At 39.9% G+C, this 22459-nt stretch carries 22 protein-coding genes; 8 read left to right on the top strand and 14 right to left on the bottom strand.

Annotated features, from left to right (window positions below):
• Nucleotides 1-159: 159 nt before the first annotated feature.
• The 7 genes from mhpT to hcaE form a co-directional block, all read right to left on the bottom strand.
• Nucleotides 160-1368 carry a 3-(3-hydroxy-phenyl)propionate transporter MhpT gene (mhpT, locus tag JGE69_RS09425; protein WP_068562985.1) on the bottom strand — a complete coding sequence of 403 codons (1209 nt, stop codon included), beginning with the start codon at nt 1366-1368 and terminating at the stop codon, nt 160-162.
• A gap of 420 nt (nt 1369-1788) precedes the next feature.
• Complete coding sequence (gene hcaD, locus JGE69_RS09420) at nt 1789-3009, bottom strand: 3-phenylpropionate/cinnamic acid dioxygenase ferredoxin--NAD(+) reductase subunit (protein WP_069123455.1); 1221 nt, start codon at nt 3007-3009, stop codon at nt 1789-1791.
• 10 nt (nt 3010-3019) lie between these two features.
• Nucleotides 3020-3976: a 3-carboxyethylcatechol 2,3-dioxygenase gene (locus JGE69_RS09415; RefSeq protein ID WP_199112656.1), complete on the bottom strand. Its 957-nt coding sequence runs from the start codon at nt 3974-3976 to the stop codon at nt 3020-3022.
• Between the two features lie 62 nt (nt 3977-4038).
• Nucleotides 4039-4854: a 3-phenylpropionate-dihydrodiol/cinnamic acid-dihydrodiol dehydrogenase gene (hcaB, locus tag JGE69_RS09410; RefSeq protein WP_199112657.1), complete on the bottom strand. Its 816-nt coding sequence runs from the start codon at nt 4852-4854 to the stop codon at nt 4039-4041.
• A 2-nt stretch (nt 4855-4856) separates the two neighbouring features.
• Entirely contained in the window at nt 4857-5183 is a 327-nt protein-coding gene (hcaC, locus tag JGE69_RS09405; RefSeq protein ID WP_068562982.1) for a 3-phenylpropionate/cinnamic acid dioxygenase ferredoxin subunit, read from the bottom strand.
• Nucleotides 5183-5743, bottom strand: coding sequence for a 3-phenylpropionate/cinnamic acid dioxygenase subunit beta (gene hcaF, locus JGE69_RS09400; RefSeq protein ID WP_068562981.1), 561 nt, complete (start codon nt 5741-5743; stop codon nt 5183-5185). Before hcaF ends, hcaC begins: the two co-directional genes overlap by 1 nt.
• Nucleotides 5740-7143 (bottom strand): 3-phenylpropionate/cinnamic acid dioxygenase subunit alpha, encoded by a 1404-nt coding sequence (hcaE, locus tag JGE69_RS09395; protein ID WP_060466472.1) that lies wholly within the window; start codon nt 7141-7143, stop codon nt 5740-5742. The genes hcaF and hcaE overlap by 4 nt, the downstream gene beginning before the upstream one ends.
• A gap of 265 nt (nt 7144-7408) precedes the next feature.
• Between hcaE and hcaR the strand changes: the two genes are divergently transcribed.
• Complete coding sequence (gene hcaR / locus JGE69_RS09390) at nt 7409-8308, top strand: DNA-binding transcriptional regulator HcaR (RefSeq protein ID WP_108010706.1); 900 nt, start codon at nt 7409-7411, stop codon at nt 8306-8308.
• 113 nt (nt 8309-8421) lie between these two features.
• Here hcaR and JGE69_RS09385 read toward each other — a convergent pair whose 3' ends face one another.
• The 7 genes from JGE69_RS09385 to JGE69_RS09355 all read right to left on the bottom strand — a co-directional run bounded on the left by JGE69_RS09385 (nt 8422) and on the right by JGE69_RS09355 (nt 16233).
• Nucleotides 8422-9282, bottom strand: coding sequence for an alpha/beta fold hydrolase (locus JGE69_RS09385; RefSeq protein ID WP_199112658.1), 861 nt, complete (start codon nt 9280-9282; stop codon nt 8422-8424).
• A 184-nt stretch (nt 9283-9466) separates the two neighbouring features.
• Complete coding sequence (locus tag JGE69_RS09380; RefSeq protein WP_199112659.1) at nt 9467-10777, bottom strand: OprD family outer membrane porin; 1311 nt, start codon at nt 10775-10777, stop codon at nt 9467-9469.
• Nucleotides 10778-11193: 416 nt separating this feature from the next.
• Nucleotides 11194-12213 (bottom strand): 4-hydroxy-2-oxovalerate aldolase, encoded by a 1020-nt coding sequence (gene dmpG, locus JGE69_RS09375; RefSeq protein WP_199112661.1) that lies wholly within the window; start codon nt 12211-12213, stop codon nt 11194-11196.
• Nucleotides 12214-12224: 11 nt separating this feature from the next.
• Nucleotides 12225-13130, bottom strand: a complete 906-nt coding sequence (locus JGE69_RS09370) for an acetaldehyde dehydrogenase (acetylating) (protein ID WP_060466467.1) — start codon at nt 13128-13130, stop codon at nt 12225-12227.
• An 11-nt stretch (nt 13131-13141) separates the two neighbouring features.
• Nucleotides 13142-13939 (bottom strand): 2-keto-4-pentenoate hydratase, encoded by a 798-nt coding sequence (locus tag JGE69_RS09365; RefSeq protein ID WP_060466466.1) that lies wholly within the window; start codon nt 13937-13939, stop codon nt 13142-13144.
• Nucleotides 13940-14431: 492 nt separating this feature from the next.
• Nucleotides 14432-15238 carry a TorF family putative porin gene (locus JGE69_RS09360; RefSeq protein WP_199112663.1) on the bottom strand — a complete coding sequence of 269 codons (807 nt, stop codon included), beginning with the start codon at nt 15236-15238 and terminating at the stop codon, nt 14432-14434.
• A gap of 80 nt (nt 15239-15318) precedes the next feature.
• Nucleotides 15319-16233, bottom strand: coding sequence for a LysR family transcriptional regulator (locus JGE69_RS09355; protein WP_017386078.1), 915 nt, complete (start codon nt 16231-16233; stop codon nt 15319-15321).
• Nucleotides 16234-16333: 100 nt separating this feature from the next.
• On the opposite strand from JGE69_RS09355, the gene JGE69_RS09350 reads away from it, so the two are divergent.
• From JGE69_RS09350 to pcaD, 7 genes are all read left to right on the top strand, one after another.
• On the top strand, nt 16334-17440 hold the full coding sequence (locus JGE69_RS09350; RefSeq protein WP_199112665.1) for a muconate/chloromuconate family cycloisomerase: 1107 nt from the start codon (nt 16334-16336) through the stop codon (nt 17438-17440).
• A gap of 23 nt (nt 17441-17463) precedes the next feature.
• Nucleotides 17464-17754, top strand: coding sequence for a muconolactone Delta-isomerase (gene catC / locus JGE69_RS09345; RefSeq protein ID WP_199112667.1), 291 nt, complete (start codon nt 17464-17466; stop codon nt 17752-17754).
• A 159-nt stretch (nt 17755-17913) separates the two neighbouring features.
• A complete protein-coding gene (gene catA / locus JGE69_RS09340; protein ID WP_075383079.1) occupies nt 17914-18834 on the top strand; it encodes a catechol 1,2-dioxygenase in 921 nt (306 codons plus the stop codon).
• Nucleotides 18835-18968: 134 nt separating this feature from the next.
• Nucleotides 18969-19640: a 3-oxoacid CoA-transferase subunit A gene (locus JGE69_RS09335; protein ID WP_161282263.1), complete on the top strand. Its 672-nt coding sequence runs from the start codon at nt 18969-18971 to the stop codon at nt 19638-19640.
• An 18-nt stretch (nt 19641-19658) separates the two neighbouring features.
• On the top strand, nt 19659-20312 hold the full coding sequence (locus tag JGE69_RS09330) for a 3-oxoacid CoA-transferase subunit B (protein ID WP_199112669.1): 654 nt from the start codon (nt 19659-19661) through the stop codon (nt 20310-20312).
• A gap of 105 nt (nt 20313-20417) precedes the next feature.
• The gene (pcaF, locus tag JGE69_RS09325; RefSeq protein ID WP_151827405.1) at nt 20418-21632 is read left to right on the top strand and encodes a 3-oxoadipyl-CoA thiolase; all 1215 of its coding nucleotides are present in this window, start codon (nt 20418-20420) and stop codon (nt 21630-21632) included.
• Nucleotides 21633-21642: 10 nt separating this feature from the next.
• Nucleotides 21643-22422 (top strand): 3-oxoadipate enol-lactonase, encoded by a 780-nt coding sequence (pcaD, locus tag JGE69_RS09320; RefSeq protein WP_199112671.1) that lies wholly within the window; start codon nt 21643-21645, stop codon nt 22420-22422.
• Nucleotides 22423-22459 lie beyond the last annotated feature (37 nt).

The raw sequence follows: 22459 nt of genomic DNA, 5'->3' as shown, positions 1-22459 counted from the left end.
CAATTAAGGTTCTTTTTAAAACACGAAGTAAATTCAGCTGACATTTACAATGATTGATTTGTTTTTAAGCTTGCAGTGAATAGGTTTGAGGTTTCTTGAATAGTTTCATAAATGAAAAAAGCTCCGAAAATATGAGCCTTTTTCATTGTTCTATTTGAGTTATTTAGTCTGCTGATGTAATCGACGAATCACCAAAAGCATCAGTAATGCTGAAATGACAATTCCAGGAATAGCAGCGGAAATAACACCTGTAGCACCACTTCCCATAGCAAGTAACTGACCAGCAATTGCAGGACCCAACATTGCACCAATACGGCCAACTGCTGCAGCACTACCTACGCCAGTTGCCCGGATTTCAGTCGGGTACACAATACTTCCAAAAGCATATAAAACGCCTTGACCACCAATGGTAAATGTTCCCATTAAGGCTGCGGCTGCATACATTGCAGTTAAATTTCCAGCTCCATTTAAACTAAATAAACCAGCTAAAATACCTATGTACATAAGTATAATCACATAAGCTTTATTCCAGCGGTCAATCAAGATACCCAATACAACTGTACCAATGGCAGCTCCCATTTGGAAAAATACTTGAGCTAAGCTGCCCTGTTGACGAGAGAATCCTAACTCCATAAATAGAGACGGTAACCAACTCAACATGATGTAGACAATCATCAAGGTAAAGAAATAGCTTGCCCACAGTAATAAGGTCTGCGAAGCATAATTATTTTGAAAAAGGTTTTTAAAAGAGCTTTGTATATGTGTAATCGATTTATCTTGAAATCTCGTTTGTAAAAACTCTCGAGATTCTGGTAAAAATTTGATCATAAGAGGAATCACAAGCAATGGAACAATTCCTCCTACATAAAAAATCGTTTGCCAGTGACCGCTTACATCATAGGCTGCTAGCAAAGATACTAAGATAGCTCCTATTGGCATACCACAATACATTAGGCCAACGGCACGACCACGATTTTCGTTAGAAACAGCTTCTGAAACAAGAGCAATCAAATTCGGCATTGCAGCTCCTAAACCAGCTCCAGCAAGAAAGCGTACCAATAGCAAAGTATAGAAAGTATTTACCCAGACTGTAAAAAGGGTAAATACAGCAAAAATAGCCACAGCTCCGATCAATACCATCTTACGACCAATACGATCGGCATAACGTCCACCAATTAACGCGCCTGGTAGTAAACCCAATATTCCTGCACTAAAAAAAATACCGAGTTGAGAGCTATTTAAACCAAAGGATTCTCGAATACCAACAGCCGCAATACCAGCTGCCTGTATATCAATTCCCTCAATCACAGCGATTAGAAAACAAATGGCGATCGTAATAATAGAGTGCTTTTTTCCTGCACGGTTCATAGAAAAATCCTTTTCTATCAGTTTGAAAAATCACAGCACATCATTTATTAATCACTTTGATTTCGACATTAGCCTTAAGTTTTATTTATTCGTAAAAACAAAAAATAAAAAAAATGTATTTTCTTTAATATATTTTATTCTTAGACAATTCATTTATAGTTAAGCATAAAAATTAAATTAAATTTCAATTATTTAGGTATAAATTTTCAAGCTTTTAAAATTTATATATCTAAAAAACATATTAATCTCGATGAAACAAAACTGCTTTTTCAATAGTTAAAAGTTATTATACAGTTCAAATTAAGTATTAATGCTTTCAATTTTTATTTGATATCTATAATCAGGCATAAAAAAACCGTCATATAATCATGACGGTTTTTCTTTTCAACGTTAAATAGGTCTTTAGTATAACGACTTTATTTAAATTAATTTTCGCAATTCAATTGAGACATCTAGCAATTTCTCTTTATCAAAGGCGATAGAACTAGAAACTATTTTTTTCAAATACCGAACATCTCGTGCCTGATTAACTGCAATACCAGCAACAACAATGCCTTGATCTAATCCAAATAAGGTAAATCCCACTTTTTGATTTTCTTGCGGATTCATATTGCCTCGAATATGCCACTCTTTTGCCGACATATCTCCAACAAATTGAAAGTTCAGGTCATATTGGTCGGTCCAAAACCATGATGGATTTACTTTAGGATGCTCTACCTGCATAACATGACGAGCAAAAGTACCCGCTTGGTTATTAGCATTTTCCCAAGTTTCTATACGAATATAATGACCATTATTACGTAGTTGTGTTGCTACATCACCAGCAGCATAAATATCTGGATGGGAAGTCTGACAATTTTCATTCACTTTAATAGCAAAATCTACGTCTAAACCAGCGTCTACGGCCAATTGGGCATTTGGTACAATTCCAATGCCATAAACAACAGCATCGGCAATGATCTCTTCACCACTTTCCAATAGAATGACCATTTCTTCGCCGCGCAGTTCGGTATCAGCAATTTTCACATTGAGTCGAATATCAACACCTCGACTACGGTGCTGATCAAGTAAAAATTCACTAATTATGGCTGGCGAGCGCCCCATAATCATTGGGCTTTGTTCTAGCACAGTTACATGACAGTCTCTAAAACGAGCACTAGACGCTAACTCTAAACCAATAACTCCACCGCCCACCAATACAATCCGATTCTTTGGCTGAAAAACTGGAATTAAAGCTTGTGAATCGTCTAGATTCCGTAGGGTATAAACCTTTTTACCCAACCCATCCAAAACCGGAAGACGGCGAGGTGAACCACCAGTTGCCAATAATAACTTGTCATAATAGACATGTTCACCATTTTCCAAAATCACTTGATATTGTTCAGGTACAATCTTTACAACGGCATTACCTTTAATAAACTCAACACCTAGGTCTTCTAGTTTCTGTTGAGACAGAATCTCAATTTTAGTCTGTTCAGGTCTGAGAATCATATCTTTAGACAAAGGCGGACGCTCATAAGGTAAATGGGGTTCATCACCTATTAAAATAATTCGACCTTCATATTTGTTAGCACGTAATTCTAAAATAGCACTTGCACCAGCTTGCCCGGCACCAATAATGACAATAGTTTGAATATTCATTGCTTACCCTTTATTTCAGCTCGGCAGAGACTATGCCAAAGCCAGCAATCCATTCACTGATTGGTTCATAGCAATGTAAGGTCATTTCATAATCACCCACTGTGTGTAGTGCAGCAAAAGCAGCCATCCAAGTTCGGACTTCTTGTCCCCCGCGCCCACCTTCACGTCGTATTTCGTCTTCAGTCATCGCTTCAAGCGCAGCAAAGTCTGCATTTTTGAATTTTTCCAATAACCGCTCGTCCCACTCTGGATTAAGTGGAACAGATACGCTCTTGTCACCTGCCGCTAAACGCTGTCCAACTGAAATGATTTTGGCCTGACGTGCATTTCTAGCTTCACTCGTAGGGTTTCGTCCGGCAATTAGAAACTCTTCAACTTCTGGTGGTGCAGAGCCCATTTGAGGAGTGGGTGGATCATGTGAAAGTCCACCTGTGCCCAAAATTAATATACGTTCATTTTTTAGATTAATTGAGTTGATGAAAGCCCCAACCGCTCGTCCAAAAGCAATAGTTCGTTTTGTCGTAGGCATTGGCGCAGCAGCACCATTAATAAATATTGGAATGGTTGGATAGCGATTAAGTTGACCATCACATAAAAAATGCAGCGGTTGGGTTACACCATGATCCGCTTGCATACGATATGAATAAGCAACATCTACACCTTCATCAAGTACACGTCGAATTAAACCCAATGCTGTGTTTTCTGGCACATTGAGCTCACCCGGACCATAATTCCAGTCACCTGCTGCTGTTGCACGGACACCCACACAGAAACTCGGCATTAGATCATAAAAGAAGCCGTTAAAATGATCTGGTCCAAAGGCAATTATTAAAGTTGGGTCGTATGCTTTGACCTCTGCAGCGAGCTTTTCAAACGTCTTACGTACCGTATGTTCTTGGTGTTGTTCTGCTGGAGACGCAAATTCCATTAGCGGGCTATGAGAAGCGCAAATAAGTTTAACAGTCATGATTAGCTCCGAAATAAGACAGTTTTTAGCTGTCTTATTAGTCCATTAATATCGGATTAAAATTAAGCATCAAAAAAACCAGCGTTCGCTTGGCGTAAGCCACGAATACCCAAACCACAGTCTGCGTTAATGAAAACACCCGATAATGGTCGGTTATTTTGACGAGATGCGAGTAATACATAAGAGCCCGTCATATCTTCAGGTTCTGGTAAAAATTTCAGTGGCATGCCTTGCCCAATTTTTTCTGGGTCACGTGCATCAAGAAGCCCTAGATGTTCTTGCCCAAGCGAAGCAGCGCCCTTTACATTGACATTCATACCAGAGGGAGAAACCGCATTCACGCGGATTTTAGGTGCTAATTCATAGGCCAGTTCACGCACTAAACCTACACCAGCATGTTTTGAGGCAGTATAAATTGGCCCACCACCAGATGAATAAAAAGCCGAGTTCGATAAGGTAAAAATCATCGAACCTTCGGTTTTAAGTAGCTCGTCTAAAGCAGCTTTGGCACCCAACAAATAGCCTTTTGTATTGATGCCCATAATTTCATCAAAAGCAGTATTTAACTGTTCACCGCTCATGTTGACGATGTCAGCATAATGATCCCAAATACCAGCGTTCCCAATGAAACAGTCTAGTTTTCCAAAGCGTTCTACAGTAGCTTGCACGGCACGAACGTTATCTTCAAAACTAGCCACATCTCCTGTCATTGCTACAATTTTGTCACCATAGCGTGCGATCAATTCATCTACTTTTGATTGAGACCGTTGCAATACACCCACATGGGCGCCCTCTTGTAAAAAGCGCTCAACCAATGCAAGTCCTAGTCCTGAACCACCACCAGTAATCAGTGCGACTTCACCCTCTAGCCAGCCCATCATTACGCTCCCATCATTTCAACATAAAGTGCGCCGTCTTCAATTACCACTGGAAATGTCTGAATTGGATCGGTCGCTGGTACACATTGTGGTACACCTGTTTTTAAACAAAAGCGTGATGCATGGAGTGGGCATTCAACCGTACCATCATCTTCTAAGTAGCCTTCAGACATGGAGGCATTACCATGACTGCATTTATCATTCATGGCAAAAAACTCACCGTTAAAGTTAAACACTGCAACTGCTGCAATATCCCCGACATTACAATCAACTTTTAGGGCTTCGCCTTCATCTAACTCATCAATCTGACAAACGAAAATCTTACTCATTAGAAAAACACCGTAATATTGTGGGAAGTCAAAGTTGCTTGATCGAGGGTGATATCGCGTTTAGCAATTTTCCAGCCTAAGCTACTGCTATCGTCTTTTTGAATCAGATCAACCCGTTTACCCACATAAATCAACACATCTTTTTCTTTCTGCGAGCGATAAAGCAAATAATTACTAAAAACTTGATATTCATTTGCTTGCGCAGTTGCTTCGACCCGAATATTAGTAATCAAATGACGAGTACGTGATGGAGGTTCTTCGGACCACGACATCCCTGTTTCTAATTTTGCTACACGGCGCTCTAACACAAATTTGTCATCGTGATAAATCCATGTGGACGGTGGTGCAATACATTTACGACGATCGCGAGTTTGCGCATTTGTCGTTGTTTTGAGCGTATATAAAACATCTTCGCTTAAAATATCCAACCAATCTCGAAACTTCCAATCATCTAACAATTGTGCTTCTGCATATAAAAACTGACTAATGTCGTGATGCAGTTCTAATCCGATAGAACGCCACACTGGCTGTGGCTTCAATGAGTCAACGATCTGGTTCATTTCACAAGCTCCTTCTTGTCTTTTTTAACTGCTTTTTTCAAAAGTTCTTGTTCATAAGCCTCATCTGCACGTTGCACATCTTCCCATTTTTCATGCATCAATAGGTTTGCCCAGTGGCGATACATGCCACGCGCTGCTGTTTCAGAGAAAACATGATTGGTAATACCCGGAATACCATCCTCACGGTATTTTTCGTTGCCAAGACCCATTTCCATAATGAGCTTGCTTTTACGCGCTTTATAACCACGTAACACTTTCTGGATCTCAATCCAGTTTTCACCATCATCTGCTTCAGCAAAACCAGCTGGGCCAAATGCTCGACAAGCATTCAACTCCATCGCTTCTTTGATGTGCTGTGGTGCTGCTTTATCTGTAATACAAAAAGCCCAAACTTCGGTTTTATCTGGTCCACGTGGATGCCAAATACGCATCGTCGTCATACCATTCAACCAAGACAAAGTTGGGAACATGGTGTTATGTCCAGCCAAGCGTAAAGCACGTGTGTCGCCCAAACGCTCTTTGGTTTCTTCATAGGTTTCACGGAAGTAATCTGCTACTTGGCCATCTACCCAGAAATTGGCATCTGGTTTTTCAGTCAGGAAGAAACCGGAACCATGACCGCGTTGTCCATATTGCACACAGCTTTCTGCTGTTTCCCAAACTGGTCGTGCAGTTTGTGCGCTACCTAATGCTTTAGATGCATCATCATTTGGTTTACCACCTAGAACTTGTACTGCTGAGGCATGCGAGTACGGCGCGTGGTATTGATCAGAAGCAAACTGTTCTGCTGCAAATTTCCAGTTACAGTTAATCTCCCATTTATGAATGCCACCAATAACTTCTGAACCACCTTCACGGCGGTCAATCATTGCATCGAGATACCAAGCAATATCACCCATATAGTCGAGTAATTCAGGTGTGTCATCAGCCCAGCATCCAAAAACCAAACCTTTGTAGCTAGCAACACGTGGAACTTCTTGCAATCCCCATTTTTCTTTACAAGCACCATGTGGGAAGGCAACACCTTCTAATGGAATATCTTTAAGCGCACCATCAATCCCATAAGACCAGCCATGATATGGACAAGTAAATGCACGTGTATTACCACAATCGGCGTAGCTGACTCGCATAGAACGATGACGACATTGATTTAATAACGCCTTGATAGAACCATCTTTTTGGCGAGTAACAATAATGGGATCTTCACCCATATATGTGTTGAAAAAGTCCCCTGATTTTGGAATTTGGCTTTCGTGGCAAAGAAATAGCCAGCAACGTCCAAAAATACGTTCTAACTCCAATTCGTATAATTGTGGGTCTGTGTAAATAGATGGCGAGATACGTCCATTTTGTGCATCGACTAACGCATCGATTTCGCACACATCAATTTTTCCATTCATGAGAAGCACTCCTGCTGCCGCCAAAAAAGCACAACATAAAATTCAGTTTGAATGGATAATGATTTTTTAAATGTTTTAAGTGAAATATTTTATTTGTTTTAAATTAGACTTTTTATGAATTATTCATTATAGGTTTTAAATATTAAAATTAATTTTGCCTGATACTAATCAGCAGTTTTTTATAAACGGATTTATGGTTTTCAACCATTTAGCATACTTTATTAACCGCTAAAGTTAATAAGAGGATTTTTGGATCACAACTGATATGGAATTACGTCATTTACGCTATTTTATCATGGTCGCAGAAGAGCTTAACTTTAGTAAAGCGGCGCTTCGTCTTTACACGGCCCAACCCTCTCTTAGCCAACAAATTAAAGACCTCGAAGATGAGGTTGGCGTAAAACTATTATATCGTACTAAACGTAAAGTTGAACTCACCGAAGAAGGAAGTGTATTTCTTGAGCAAGCGCGTTTAACGTTAGCTCAAGCAGATAAAGCGATTGCAATGGCTCGTCAAGTTTCGAAATTTAAAAAACAACAACTGACGATTGGTTTTGTTCCAGTAGTAGAAATGAAAGTTTTTCCATCTGTTCTTCCAAGTTTACGGGTACAAAATCCAAACCTCAAAATTGAATTACGCAGTATGAATAATACCGAACAAATGGAGGCATTAAAGAATGGAGTCATTGATATTGCATTCATGAGGGATAACTTAAATAACGATGAAATACAAAGCCAGTTCGTATTACGTGAACCGCTAATGCTATTGCTTCCTCGAAATCACCCACTTGCACAATACGAACGTATACCCGTCAGGCTTTTAAACAATATTGACTTTATTATTCCATCTTCAGAACAGTCTTCAATTTTACATCATACAATTCTTAATTTTGCCGAAATACACAATATTAAATTTAATATTGTTCAAACTGCACATAATATTTTATTTAATATTAACTCAATAGGAATGGGGTTAGGCTGTGGCATTTTACCTAGTTATATAGAACCATTAACTTTAAATAATATTGTCACTCGCCCCTTAGATGTTGATCTACCTTTTTTAGATTTATATGTCAGCTATAGAAAAGATGCTGAGTCTTCGGGTGTTAAAGAGTTTATCGATTTATTGAGTAAAGTTTTTTACTTAAATATTAATCGGTCTTAAAATCCTTAAGTTAATACAAAAGTCTAAGATGATTTAAAAATATTCAACAAAAACAAATTTATAATTTAAGAGGAGGAGAAATCTGTTAGTTCTCCTACTCTTCTTTCTATCTTTTATTTAACATCATGTAATGCTAAATATTGTTTAATGATCTGGTTAAACTCATCAGCTTTTTCAACTTGCGACCAATGCCCACATTGACTAAATATATGAGCATCAGCATTCGGTACAATATTCAAAATATCCCAAGTACGTGATACAGGAATAACTACATCTTGCACACCATGAATAAGTAACACAGGAATCTGAATATTTTTCATTTTATCGAAATCGAGAGGAAACTCGAATCGGTCACGGTCTCGAGCCCCAACCACTTCCATTAATCGATCTGATGCATAGTCATTTTTAGCGGCCTCAAAACGAACTTTAACCAATTCATCAGTAACTAAAGATTTATCCACTACAAACATTTCTAAAGTTTTACGGATACCAGCTTCTGTTAATTCAGGATTAGCATGTGCTTTAAGTGCTGCTGTCTGCTTAGCACCACCCGTTCCCATTGATACAATACCAAGGACACGCTCTGGGTAATCCAATATAAACTGGAATGCTAACCAACCTCCTAAAGAATTACCTACTAACCAGGTTTTTTCAATTCCTAAAGCATCTAATACACGGACTGCATGATCTACCCATGCACGGATACCGTAAGCTGTGCCTTCTACAACAACAGTTTGTCCATAACCAATCGAATCAATAGCAATACAGCGTGCCTGCTCAGCAATTTGTGGTAAGTTCAACCACCAATTTGCTGCTGCTGAAACACCAGTACCCGAACCATGTAAAAATAAAATTGGAGTACCTTTTCCAAGCTCATGATAATGAGTAAGCTCGCCTGCTGCTGTTTCAATCCATTTGTCTTCCAAACCAAAAAATGGATCTGTTTTATATTCGGGGATTTGTACTGTTCCCATCTTATTCCTCTTACAATTTGTACAGCCCAACCCAAGATTAGGCCGATTTAATACGCCAAATTTCAAATGTTTTACTCACCTATATTACCTGTTCACAGCACCTAAACTGATACTTGTTTACGATGAGGTGATATAAAATAAGTATTAATAAAAAATTGTTATTTAAAGAAATATTTAAAAGTATTTAAAATTTATAGGTGTATGTCGTTGCAATACGATGTTCCTGCAAATCACTCTTTTGGCCAGCAATATTGTCAAAATTGACATCTATATATATCCACTGGAATCCCAAACCTTTTAACTTCCCTTCTGGCACTACATAATTCAGAATAAAGTTGAATTCATCTTCTTTGCCTTTGCCTGTTAATGCACTTGATTCATATGCTGAATCGACACCCCAGCCATGCCAATATTTGGCAGTAGTTTTCAATCCTTTAATACCTAGTTCACTAAAATCGTAGCTATAGGTTATACCAACGGATTTCTCATCTTTACGGATAAAACTCGCAACTGACCAGTTATCTAAATAAGGCTGTGGTACCCAACCTGCAAGTGTTGGAAAATACGGAGCGCCTGTTGCTGCACTCGGATTACTACCATAGTCGCCAAACATTTGCTGATAAGACAAACCTACGCTGTGCGAGCCATAAGTTAAGGTTGAGCCTATAGACAATGCTTGATTATCAATATCACCATACAAGGCATCTCCCGACTCTGCATTGTCGAAAAAACGTATGTGTGAATCGACTTTTAACTTGTCATAATTATTTTTATAGTTCACACCCAAGTAATTTTGACGATAGATATTCGTCACATCGCCATAAAAGTAACTTGCAGACCAGTTTTTATTTAATTGGTAATCTATGCCCGCAACATACATCCCATCAGTTTTACCATCATTATTTAATGCTTTAGGCCATAGACCAAAATCCATTGGCTGATTTTCATAACGGGCATTGATACTATCCAAATAACCTAACGTTAATTTGGTGTTTTTAATATCTTTTGACTCTAGCCATACGCCATTATAAGTGGTCAATAATTGACGTGATGGATCAAAATGAATTACTGGTGTTACAGATAAAATTTCACCAATTCGTAATTCAGTTTGGCTGATTTTCGCTTTAAGAGTTGCTCCTATTTTACCAAACTGGCGCTCTTGTTTTCCTGTGCCTGTACCAGAAATCCCACTATACGGCAGAACCCAATCGGCATTATGGTCACGACCATCCAGACGCACAGCATACTGTGCCAACACATCAACACCAAGTTGTAATGCTCCAAACTCTGCATAGCCCGATTTTGCATCCAGTGTCGCAGCTTGTGACCAACTACCCCAGTTTTTTGCAGGGGTGTCATCATACTGGCGATCTAAATAGAAGTTTTTAAATTTCAGCTGAACCTGACTATCTTCAACAAAGCCAGCATATGTGCCAGTAGCTCCTATTGTTGCTATTGCGCAAGCCATTGCGATCCATAACGTTTGACGACGCATTGCGTACTTCCTTTCAATCAATCCATGAAAACAAGCACTATCATGCTCAACTCTTTTTTTATGAAAAATTCGACTAGAGTATTAAGATATTTTTCTTTTTAAACTCAATGCTTTAAAAAAATGTTACTTTTCCAGTAATGAGGATTTTTAACAGATCATTAAAACCGATTAATCATTACCTAAAAACCAGAATAAATATTTGTTATATATCTATTTTTTATTAAAATATCTTTATTTAAATTTGCTATTTTTAATTTTCTAATCGTTTTTTTATTTAAATAGAAACTCATCCAATCAAAAATGATGTCCATCCATTTATAGAAAATAACGCTTATATCCAAGTTATTTCATCTAGATCAAATCATTAGATGTAAAAAAGCACTCTCGTGGAGTGCTCTTTTTCATTTGTAAAAAACTTATGCGCTCATTACTTTCGCTTTTGACATGGTCAAGGCAAGATCTTCAATCATATCCTCCTGTCCCCCAACCGTACCACGGCGACCAAGCTCTAATAAAATTTCACGTGCAGAGACACCATATTTAGCTTCAGCACGTTTTGCAAACAACAAGAAAGAAGAATATACACCTGCATAACCTAATGTTGCTGCATCACGATCGGCACGAATTGGATTTAGCATCATTGGTATCACAAGATCTTCTGCAATATCCTGTACTTTAAACAAGTCTACGCCTGTTTCTATTTGCATACGATTTGCAACCGCAATAAATAATTCAAGCGGCGTATTGCCTGCTCCTGCTCCTAGACCAGCTGCCGCCAAGTCGACTCGAATTGCACCAGCTTCAACCGCAGCAACAGTATTGGCAACGCCCATACCCAAGTTATGGTGACCATGGAAACCTAACTCAATATTGCTATCAAGTTCTTGGCGGAGTAACCCAATCCGATCGGTAACATCTTGTGGCAACATGTACCCAGCTGAGTCTGTAACATAAATACAGTTAGCACCGTAAGACACCATTTTTTTTGCTTCTTGTAGCAAATGTTGTGGCGATGCCATATGAGCTAACATTAAAAAGCCTACTGTATCCATTCCCAATTTACGGGCAGCAGTAATATGCTGTTCAGATACATCTGCTTCTGTACAGTGTGTTGCAACACGAATGGTTGAAACACCAATTTCATGTGCCATTTTCAAATGATCAACTGTTCCAATGCCAGGCAATAACAACGCTGACACTTTGGCATTTTTCATGCGTTGCACGACGGCAGATAAATACTCTTCATCTGTTGCAGCAGCGAAACCGTAATTAACGGAACTACCCCCTAAGCCATCACCATGAGTTACTTCAATTAAAGGTACTCCCGCCTCATCTAACGCACTTGAAATGGCAATCATTTGCTCAACTGTAGTTTGATGGCGTTGAGGATGCATACCATCACGTAAAGTCATATCATGCACAATAATCTTAGACATACGGTTTCTCCTTAAACAACTTCAGCTTTTTGATTAGATAAAACACGTTCTGCAAACATTTCTGCAGTACGTGCAGCTGCCGCAGTCATAATGTCAAGATTACCTGCATATTTCGGTAAATAATCGCCTAGGCCTTCTACTTCAAGAAATATAGAAACACGATTACCATCAAATACAGGGCCATTCACCAGTTTGTAGCCCGGAACATATTTTTGGACTTCTTTGATCATGGCATTGACTGATTCCGTAATTGCAACTTGGTCAGGCTCTCCTTCAACTAAACAATGTACTGTGTCACGCATCATTAATGGTGGTTCAGCTGGGTTAATAATAATGATGGCTTTACCTTGTTTGGCACCACCAACCTTTTCAATTGCACCAGCCGTAGTACGAGTAAATTCATCAATATTTTTACGCGTACCTGGGCCAACCGATTTTGTTGATACAGTCGCAATGATTTCAGCATAGCTAACTGTCTGTACTTTTGAAATCGCTGCGACCATAGGAATAGTTGCTTGCCCACCGCAAGTCACCATATTGACGTTAGGGACTTCACCTGCGTCTAGCAGAGCTTCTAAGTTCACTGGCGGCACACAAAATGGACCAATTGCCGCAGGCGTTAAATCAATCATTAACACGCCAAGCTCATTAAGCTTACGGCTATTCTCTGCATGTACATAAGCAGAAGTCGCATCAAAAGCAATTTTGATATCATCTTCAAGTACATGAGGTAATAAACCATCAACTCCATCCGATGTAGTCTTTAAACCCATTTTTGCAGCACGGGCCAAACCTTCAGAAGTAGGATCAATCCCTATCATCCATACAGGTTCTAGCACTTCACTACGCTGTAATTTATACAACAAATCTGTTCCAATATTTCCCGGACCGATTAAGGCACATTTGATCTTATTCATTTCCCTATCCTTTATTCAGTAGCAAAGCATGCGGTAACTGAGTCGAAGCCTTCAATTTTTACTACGAACTCATCTCCGGCATGAGCTACAACCATTGGACCCAATGCCCCTGTTAAAACTATATCTCCAGCCTGTAACGGGCGCCCGCGACGTACCATTTCATCGGCCAACCAAATAGCTGCATTCAACGGGTTGGCCAAACAAGCTTTACCCACGCCCTCTGAGACAATTTCACTACTACGAGTCATGACCATTTTGCAGTTCACTAAATCAAGTTGATCAAGCTGTACTGGACGCGAACCTAAAACAAAAGCCGCACTAGAAGCGTTGTCAGCAACAGTGTCAATTAATGAGATTTTCCAGTTCTCAATACGGCTATCGACGACTTCAATAGCAGGCAAGGCATAGTCTGTAGCACTAATAATGTCTGCATATGTATGTCTGGTTTGGGTTAAATCATGTTTGAGTACAAGCGCAATTTCAGCTTCAACTTTTGGCTGAATTAATTTACTTATTGGAATTACATCACCATCACCGTATGCCATATCGGCAAATAGCATTCCAAAATCAGGCTGATCCACCCCAAGCTGAGCTTGTACGGCTTTTGAAGTCAATCCAATTTTACGACCTACTAAACGGCGTCCTTCAGATAATGCACGTACAGTATTGATTTCCTGTACTGCATAAGCGATATCCACACTTGCCTGTTCGCCACCGAGTTCAGCACGTATTGGAACAATCGCAGTTTGTGATAGTTCAGCCTGCCTTAAAGCCAAAGCAACTGAATCGACAACAGCAGAATTTGACATCAATATTTCCTTAAACTGCAAAATTGAATGTTTACTGCGTACGAAAGGTATAGAACGGAATACGAAGTTCAGGCAAAGTTAGAAACAACAAATCCCTTGTATTTTCCGAGACAGCTACCTAGGGGAACGTACATATAAAACACAGCTTAAGAATGGGAAAATCCCTAATTAAATGCCAATACTTATTTTGTTTCATATAATAGTTTTTATTTATAATCAGCCCCCAAATGCTGTTTAAAAATTTAATGCTAAGTAACTATAATAATTTTATTAATCAATATATTTTTTTAGAGGTTAGAAAAATACTAATTTTCAAATTTTATATATTACACTAGATAGTCTTACGTTTAGTTATTGTTGAAGATGCTTAAGTAGCTCTTAATTTACACCTACTGCAATTCATTTTAAAACATAAAAAAGCCCATCTTAACTACGTTTGAAAGCCTGAGTTTAGAGATAGATTTCAAGCGTAGTTAATCAGATAAATTTAACCTAGAACACCTTTTTAACTGAGACAGTAAATGTCGAATCAATCGGATTTGAAATTGGCGCGTCTGGTTCACCATTACTATACTTTTTATAGAAACCATCTTTGTCCCAAGCTTTGGCATACGCTAACCCAGTAGTCCAGCCATCTCCTAAATCTTTAATCAGCTCGACTTTCATATCTTGGAAATTAGCTTTTGAGAAGTTTTTAATTCTTTCATAGCCATAGTGGGCACCAAAAGTCCAAGACTCATTGATAGGCTGAGTAAAAGTTAAATCTAGATAAGTTGTTCCTCGTGAACGTTTACCTTCTGTACCACCCATCGTATCTGAGTTATAGCCTGCATAATCTGGAGTGTAGGTAATAAAATATTTAAGAGTCAAAGGCCCATAACCAATTTGAGGCACAATTTCGCCATAGTTATAACTGGTACTTCCCGTTTCAGGCGTACTTTTGGATCCTGGATAATAGTAATAAAAAACCGTCATTCCAGCCGAAAACTTATCAAAATTTTTTATACAACCTGTGTAAAAATCCCACTCAACTGAAGCATTTCGAAGATAGTTAGAACTTACATTTGAAGCCCAAGTCCCCACAAATAATCCATTCGGATTTGCATAATCTAGACCAATTTGTAATGCAGGCTTGCCCCAAGTTTGTTGGAAACCACGTGAGATATATTGACTTGCGAAGGTTACATTAGCACTGTATGGAGAAATTTTTTCTTGTTCGTTGACTTGTTCATTTACTTGCTCAGCATGTACAACACCAGTAGACATAATAAGAGAAGCTATCCCTAAAATTTTTCTCATCTAATAATCCTTTTAAATATTACCTATAGGTTTAAAGTTTTAAAATAACATGATAATTCAATTTAAAACGTATTAAAAAGTTATAAATTTAAATTTCTGGATACTTCTTCTTCGCTATAGATCTCTTCAATACAATCTAAGATTTTAGGAATATATGAACTTTGGTCCATATTGCGCATCGATAGAGAAATGGGACTATAGGCTTCTAAGTCCAAGATATTTAAATAAGTTAGATTCTTCATTCCAATGTCACAGGCGCTTTCCGGAATAATACAAATACCCTCTCCAGATGCCACTAAGCCCAGTGCCATATGAATTTCGCGGACTTCAGTCAGTTTGGCAGGAACAAGACCTAATTTGGTAAACAAAGCTTGAATAGTGGTCGAAAAATTCGGCTTAGGTGTCGTTGGATAAGAGAAAATTGTCTCATTGATAATTTGAGATAAATAAATTCCCGATTCTTGGAACTCACTTAAAGGATGTTTTTTATGAATCGCGAGTTTTAATTTTTCTTTTCGAAGTAGAAGTCGCTTAATGGCAGGATCACTAATCGGTAATCGGCCAAAACCTAAATCAATTTTTCCTAACTTTAAAGCTTCGACCTGATCTCGTGTACCACATTCAATAAGCTCGACATGAATGTCAGGATTTTTTTGTCTAAATAGATAAATGACCTGTGGTAATCGCCCATAAAGAAGCGAACTTACATAGCCAACTTTGACAACATTCTCGACCAGCTTCATTTTTTTAGCCATAGAAGCAGCTTGAGCTGTATGGGTCAAAATTTGTACCGCATGTTGGTAAAAAAACAGCCCTGCCTCTGTCACTTTTAATGGACGCGACCCTTTCACAAACAAATCAATACCTAATTCTTCTTCTAGTTTTTTGATTTGACGCGTGAGCGGTGGCTGGGCAATAAAAAGTTTCTCAGCCGCTTTTGTGAGACTTTGTTCTTCCACAACGGTAACAAAATAACGTAGATGTCTTAATTCCATTAATATACCTTTTTAGTATCTTAAAATACCGTTCTATATCTATTTTAGGCTATTACATTCTTCTATGGTATACAAACAAGTTCGTAATAGTTGAAACTTCATGTATAGAACCATAGAAACCATACTTGTGGATATTCCAACTATCCGTCCTCACCAGCTGTCTGTGACTACAATGCGTACTCAGACTTTGGTGCTCGTTAAAATTACGACCACGGATGGTATTGTCGGTTGGGGTGAAGCGACCACCATTGGTGGACTGAACTATGGCGAAGAAAGTCCTGAAAGTGTCAAAGCCAATATTGATACTTACTTTGCACCATTACTCGCATCAGTTAAAGACTTAAATGTGGCTCAAACACTAAAACTGATTCGTAAGAATATTAATGGTAACCGTTTTGCGAAATGTGCGATTCAGACTGCCCTTCTTGATATTCAGGCAAAACGTTTAGGCGTGCCATTAAGCGAAGTTTTAGGTGGACGTCTGCGTAATAGTTTACCTGTGCTTTGGACGCTCGCGTCTGGTGACACAGAAAAAGATATTGCTGAAGCTCGAAAAATGATTGAGTTAAAACGTCATAACACGTTCAAACTCAAAATCGGTGCACGCCCTTTGCAACACGATGTTGATCATGTGATTGCAATTAAAAAAGCACTAGGTGCAGATATTAGTGTACGTGTCGATGTAAATCGTGCATGGTCAGAACTGGAATGTATTCAAGGTATTCAACAGCTACAAGATGGCGGAATTGATTTAATTGAACAGCCTTGCGCTATTCAGAATACTGAAGCACTTGCTCGTTTAACGCGTCGTTTTGATGTTGCGATCATGGCAGATGAAGCTTTAACTGGCCCTGACAGCGCATACCGTATTGCAAAAAGTCATGGTGCAGATGTATTTGCGGTGAAGATAGAACAATCAGGCGGTCTGATCGAGGCGTGTGAAGTTGCCAAGATTGCAGGTTTAGCTGGAATCGATCTTTATGGTGGCACTATGCTTGAAGGCCCTGTAGGTAGCATCGCTTCCGCTCATGCGTTTGCAACTTTTGAAACATTAGCGTTTGGTACTGAATTATTTGGTCCGTTATTACTTACCGAAGAAATTTTGAAGGAACCGCTACGTTACGAAAACTTTGAATTGCACTTGCCAACAGCTCCGGGCTTAGGCATTGAAATTGATGAAGATAAAGTTGAGAAGTTACGTCGTTAAGGCAACAGGATAAGGAGTTTCCCATGTTATTTCATGTACGTATGGATGTGCATATTCCACTTGATATGCCAGCCGACAAAGCAAATGAAATTAAGGCCGTTGAAAAGGCTTATTCGCAAGATCTGCAACGTCAAGGTAAATGGCGTCACATCTGGCGAATTACAGGCCAGTATTCAAACATCAGTATTTTTGATGTCGAAAGCAATGAAGAGTTGCACAATATTTTACAGGGATTACCACTTTACCCTTATATGAACATCGAAGTGATGGCACTTAATCGCCACCCTTCTTCTATTCGTGATGATGATTCGTAAACCAAAAGAATTTTTTAAATGTGATCTCTGAAGTCCATTTAAAAACCAAGCAGATTATTCAGAAGGTAACAAGGAACGTGGCGGCACTTATTCGCTAGCAAAACAAAATGCCCGCAGCCTGCCACCCAAAACCGTATTGCATACTTAAGGAGTTTTAGTATGAACCGTCAACAAATTGATGCGCTTGTAAAACAAATGAATGTCGACACTGCAAAAGGTGAAGTTGATGCACGTGTTCAACAAATTGTCGTGCGCCTTCTTGGGGATTTATTTCAAGCCATTGAAGATTTAGATATTCAACCTTCAGAAGTATGGAAAGGTTTGGAATATTTCACAGATGCTGGTCAAGCAAACGAACTTGGTCTTTTGGCAGCTGGCTTAGGTTTAGAGCACTATCTTGATTTACGTGCAGATGAAGCAGATGCAAAAGCTGGTGTTACAGGTGGCACACCACGTACCATCGAAGGCCCACTCTATGTAGCTGGCGCGCCTGAATCTGTTGGTTTTGCGCGTATGGATGATGGTACTGAAACAGGCAAAATTGATACCTTAATTATTGAAGGTAAAGTAACTGATACTGATGGCAATATCATTGAAAATGCCAAAGTTGAAGTATGGCATGCTAACAGTTTAGGTAACTATTCATTCTTTGATAAGTCTCAATCTGACTTCAACTTACGTCGTACTATCTTGACTGATGCTGATGGTAAGTATGTTGCATTAACGACGATGCCTGTAGGTTATGGTTGCCCGCCAGAAGGTACAACTCAGGCCCTTCTTAACAAATTAGGCCGTCATGGTAACCGTCCATCTCACGTTCATTATTTCGTTTCCGCACCGGGTTACCGCAAGCTTACAACTCAATTCAACATTGAGGGTGATGAGTACTTATGGGATGACTTTGCTTTCGCAACTCGTGATGGTTTAGTAGCAACAGCAGTTGATGTAACTGACCCTGCTGAAATTCAACGCCGTGGTTTAGATCACGCTTTCAAACACATCACATTTAACATCGAACTTGTTAAAGATGCCGCTGCCGCTCCTTCAACTGAAGTTGAACGTCGTCGCGCTAGTGCTTAATTGAAAGTATATGTGAGTTAAAAGTTCGCTTTTGACTCACAAAATTTATTCCATTTATTACTACCATTAAGAATTTCAATAAATTTTTAGCGGTAGTAATACATCACGTTACCTCATGCTCTAAGGTTTCTCACATGATTGACAAAAGTAAGTCCTCACTAAGCGAGGTTCTATCGCAAATTAAAGATGGTGCAACCATTCTGATTGGTGGTTTTGGTACCGCAGGACAACCCGCTGAACTCATTGATGGTCTTATTGAACTCGGTGTTAAAAATTTAACTATTGTTAGTAATAACGCCGGTAATGGCGATTACGGTCTGGCGAAACTGCTTAAGGCTGGTTCAGTTAAAAAAGTGATTTGTTCTTTCCCACGTCAGTCAGATTCTTATGTATTTGATGAACTTTATCGTGCTGGAAAGGTCGAGCTTGAAGTCGTACCACAAGGTAATCTGGCGTGTCGTATTCAGGCTGCGGGTATGGGCCTTGGCGCTGTGTTTACCCCAACAGGCTTTGGAACACTTTTAGCCGAAGGTAAAGAAACCCGTGAGATTGATGGGAAAGACTATGTACTTGAGTATCCGATCAAGGCTGACTTTGCCTTGATTAAAGCCTATAAGGGCGACCGCTGGGGCAATCTGGTTTACCGTAAATCTGCACGTAACTTTGGCCCGATTATGGCGATGGCTGCTGATGTCACAATTGCTCAGGTTTCTGAAGTGGTTGAACTCGGTGGATTAGACCCTGAGCACATCATCACCCCAGGTATCTTTGTACAGCACGTTGTACAAGTAGCGCCAGCACAGTAAGCAATAAGGAGAAATAACATGAGCTACCAGAAACTCAGCCGTGACCAGATTGCACAACGTGTGGCACAAGATATTCCCGATGGTGCCTATGTGAACTTGGGTATTGGTTTACCAACCAAGATCGCTAGTTACTTACCTAACGACAAAGATATTTTTCTTCATTCTGAAAATGGCCTATTGGCCTTTGGCCCACCGCCAGCGGCAGGTGAAGAAGACCCTGAACTTATTAATGCGGGTAAAGAGTTTGTGACCATGCTTGAAGGTGGTAGCTTTTTCCATCATGGCGACTCATTTGCCATGATGCGTGGTGGTCACCTTGATATTGCTGTACTTGGTGCCTTTCAGGTGGCAGCGAATGGTGACTTGGCGAACTGGCACACGGGTGCACCGGATGCGATTCCTGCTGTGGGTGGTGCGATGGATTTGGCGGTGGGTGCCAAGAAAGTATTTATCACTACAGACCATGTGACCAAACAAGGTGAGCCGAAGATTGTCGCTGAGCTGAGCTATCCAGTTACAGGTAAAAAATGCGTGGATCGTATTTACACCGATCTTTGTGTGATTGATGTGACCAATGATGGTTTAAAGGTGATTGAGAAAGTTGAAGGTCTTAGCTTTGATGAGTTACAGGCTTTAACCGGTGCAACTTTGATTGATGCCACTCAAGATTAAAATTTAAAACAGCAGTAACTATCGTGAGAGGCGACATGGATGTCGCCACCACGAAATACTTACGGAAAGGGCTAAAAAGGCCTGAAGTAAAGGACGAAAGTTAGAATGAAAAACGCTTATATCATCGATGCCATCCGTACTCCATTTGGCCGTTATGCCGGTGGCCTTGCACCCGTCCGTGCAGATGACCTTGGTGCTGTGCCGATTAAAGCCCTCATGCAGCGTAACCCGAATGTAGATTGGGAACAGGTTGATGATGTGATCTATGGCTGTGCCAATCAAGCCGGTGAAGACAACCGTAATGTCGGTCGTATGTCAGCACTTCTTGCAGGTTTACCGTATCAGGTTCCAGCAACCACCATTAACCGTTTATGCGGTTCTTCACTCGATGCGATTGCTATTGCTGCCCGTGCTATTAAAGCAGGTGAAGCAAACTTGGTGATTGCAGGGGGTGTAGAAAGCATGAGCCGTGCGCCTTATGTGATGGGTAAGTCTGACAGTGCTTTTGGCCGTAGCCAGAAGATTGAAGATACCACCATGGGCTGGCGCTTTATCAACCCAAAACTTAAAGAATTGTATGGTGTAGACACCATGCCCCAGACTGCCGAAAATGTCGCTGAACAGTTCAACGTGAATCGTGCAGATCAGGACCAGTTTGCCTTGGTGAGCCAACAACGCACCGCAAGCGCGCAAGCCAAAGGCTTTTTTTCTAAAGAAATTGTGGCAGTTGAAATCCCTCAGCGTAAGGGTGATGCTGTTGTGATTGATACCGATGAACATCCTCGTGCATCAACCACCCTTGAAGGTTTAAGCAAACTTAAACCTGTGGTTAAAGCAGATGGCACGGTCACTGCGGGTAATGCTTCAGGCATTAATGATGGTGCTGCAGCTCTGCTAATTGCTTCTGACGAAGCGGTTCAGGCTTATAACCTAAAACCACGTGCCAAGATCATTGCTTCAACAGCAGTGGGTGTAGAACCACGCATTATGGGTTTTGCTCCGGCGCCTGCGATTAAAAAATTACTTAAACAAGCTAACCTGACTTTAGATCAGATGGATGTGATTGAGCTGAATGAAGCGTTTGCTGCACAAGCTTTAGCCGTGACTCGTGATTTAGGCTTGCCAGATGATAGCAATAAGGTAAATCCAAACGGTGGTGCGATTGCTTTAGGCCATCCACTTGGTGCATCAGGTGCACGCTTAGTCACTACAGCCTTAAACCAGCTTGAACAAACAGGTGGTCGTTATGCCTTATGTTCAATGTGCATTGGTGTAGGTCAAGGTATCGCTTTGATTATTGAACGTGTTGAAGCACTTTAAGGAGAAACAAATGCCATCTTTTCAATCTGCCGATGCACAAATCAACTATCAAACCTTTGGCGAACCGTCTTCCCCTGCTCTGGTATTTTCCAATTCTTTGGGCACTAACTATGGCATGTGGCAAAAACAGTTTAATGAATTAAAAAATCAATTTTTTGTGATCTGCTATGACACACGTGGTCACGGTTCATCCTCTACACCTGACGGTCCATACACTGTAGAACAATTAGGTGAAGATGTTGTCCGCTTACTGGATCATCTGAATATTAGCAAAGCTGCTTTTTGTGGTATTTCTATGGGTGGTTTAACCGGTCAATGGCTAGCGATTCATTACCCTGATCGTTTTAGTCATGTAGTTGTTGCAAATACTGCCGCTAAAATTGGACAAGAACAGGCATGGCTTGACCGTGCAAAATTAGTACGTGAACAAGGTTTACAACCGATCGCAGCTACAGCAGCTTCGCGATGGTTTACAGATCCCTTTATCCAAAGTCATGCTTCAATCGTCAACAACCTATGTAACGACTTAAGTGCTGGCAGCGCAATGGGTTATGCCAATTGTTGTGAGGCTTTGGCTAAAGCGGATGTCCGTGAACAGTTAAAAGACATTAAAATTTCTATATTGGTGATTGCTGGAACTCAAGATCCTGTAACGACTGTTGCAGATGGTGAGTTTATGCAGCAACGCATTCCACAATCAAAACTTGCAGAAATAGATGCCTCTCATATTTCCAATGTAGAGCAACCAGAAGCTTTTAATAAAATCTTAAAAGATTTTTTATTAGGTTAATTTAATGATTCAAAAAAAATGGCCTATAAAGGCCATT

Origin of the sequence: Acinetobacter sp. C13 (assembly GCF_016809775.1) — a bacterium.
In the GTDB taxonomy this organism is placed as follows: Bacteria; Pseudomonadota; Gammaproteobacteria; order Pseudomonadales; family Moraxellaceae; genus Acinetobacter; species Acinetobacter pittii.
This window is presented reverse-complemented; position numbering and strand designations above follow the sequence as displayed.

What these genes read in the sequence shown, in the direction of transcription:
- mhpT (WP_068562985.1), bottom strand. Translation starts at nt 1,368, where the DNA reads ATGAACCGTGCAGGAAAAAAGCACTCTATTATTACGATCGCCATTTGT.
- hcaD (WP_069123455.1), bottom strand. Translation starts at nt 3,009, where the DNA reads ATGAATATTCAAACTATTGTCATTATTGGTGCCGGGCAAGCTGGTGCA.
- JGE69_RS09415 (WP_199112656.1), bottom strand. Translation starts at nt 3,976, where the DNA reads ATGACTGTTAAACTTATTTGCGCTTCTCATAGCCCGCTAATGGAATTT.
- hcaB (WP_199112657.1), bottom strand. Translation starts at nt 4,854, where the DNA reads ATGGGCTGGCTAGAGGGTGAAGTCGCACTGATTACTGGTGGTGGTTCA.
- hcaC (WP_068562982.1), bottom strand. Translation starts at nt 5,183, where the DNA reads ATGAGTAAGATTTTCGTTTGTCAGATTGATGAGTTAGATGAAGGCGAA.
- hcaF (WP_068562981.1), bottom strand. Translation starts at nt 5,743, where the DNA reads ATGAACCAGATCGTTGACTCATTGAAGCCACAGCCAGTGTGGCGTTCT.
- hcaE (WP_060466472.1), bottom strand. Translation starts at nt 7,143, where the DNA reads ATGAATGGAAAAATTGATGTGTGCGAAATCGATGCGTTAGTCGATGCA.
- hcaR (WP_108010706.1), top strand. Translation starts at nt 7,409, where the DNA reads ATGGAATTACGTCATTTACGCTATTTTATCATGGTCGCAGAAGAGCTT.
- JGE69_RS09385 (WP_199112658.1), bottom strand. Translation starts at nt 9,282, where the DNA reads ATGGGAACAGTACAAATCCCCGAATATAAAACAGATCCATTTTTTGGT.
- JGE69_RS09380 (WP_199112659.1), bottom strand. Translation starts at nt 10,777, where the DNA reads ATGCGTCGTCAAACGTTATGGATCGCAATGGCTTGCGCAATAGCAACA.
- dmpG (WP_199112661.1), bottom strand. Translation starts at nt 12,213, where the DNA reads ATGTCTAAGATTATTGTGCATGATATGACTTTACGTGATGGTATGCAT.
- JGE69_RS09370 (WP_060466467.1), bottom strand. Translation starts at nt 13,130, where the DNA reads ATGAATAAGATCAAATGTGCCTTAATCGGTCCGGGAAATATTGGAACA.
- JGE69_RS09365 (WP_060466466.1), bottom strand. Translation starts at nt 13,939, where the DNA reads ATGTCAAATTCTGCTGTTGTCGATTCAGTTGCTTTGGCTTTAAGGCAG.
- JGE69_RS09360 (WP_199112663.1), bottom strand. Translation starts at nt 15,238, where the DNA reads ATGAGAAAAATTTTAGGGATAGCTTCTCTTATTATGTCTACTGGTGTT.
- JGE69_RS09355 (WP_017386078.1), bottom strand. Translation starts at nt 16,233, where the DNA reads ATGGAATTAAGACATCTACGTTATTTTGTTACCGTTGTGGAAGAACAA.
- JGE69_RS09350 (WP_199112665.1), top strand. Translation starts at nt 16,334, where the DNA reads ATGTATAGAACCATAGAAACCATACTTGTGGATATTCCAACTATCCGT.
- catC (WP_199112667.1), top strand. Translation starts at nt 17,464, where the DNA reads ATGTTATTTCATGTACGTATGGATGTGCATATTCCACTTGATATGCCA.
- catA (WP_075383079.1), top strand. Translation starts at nt 17,914, where the DNA reads ATGAACCGTCAACAAATTGATGCGCTTGTAAAACAAATGAATGTCGAC.
- JGE69_RS09335 (WP_161282263.1), top strand. Translation starts at nt 18,969, where the DNA reads ATGATTGACAAAAGTAAGTCCTCACTAAGCGAGGTTCTATCGCAAATT.
- JGE69_RS09330 (WP_199112669.1), top strand. Translation starts at nt 19,659, where the DNA reads ATGAGCTACCAGAAACTCAGCCGTGACCAGATTGCACAACGTGTGGCA.
- pcaF (WP_151827405.1), top strand. Translation starts at nt 20,418, where the DNA reads ATGAAAAACGCTTATATCATCGATGCCATCCGTACTCCATTTGGCCGT.
- pcaD (WP_199112671.1), top strand. Translation starts at nt 21,643, where the DNA reads ATGCCATCTTTTCAATCTGCCGATGCACAAATCAACTATCAAACCTTT.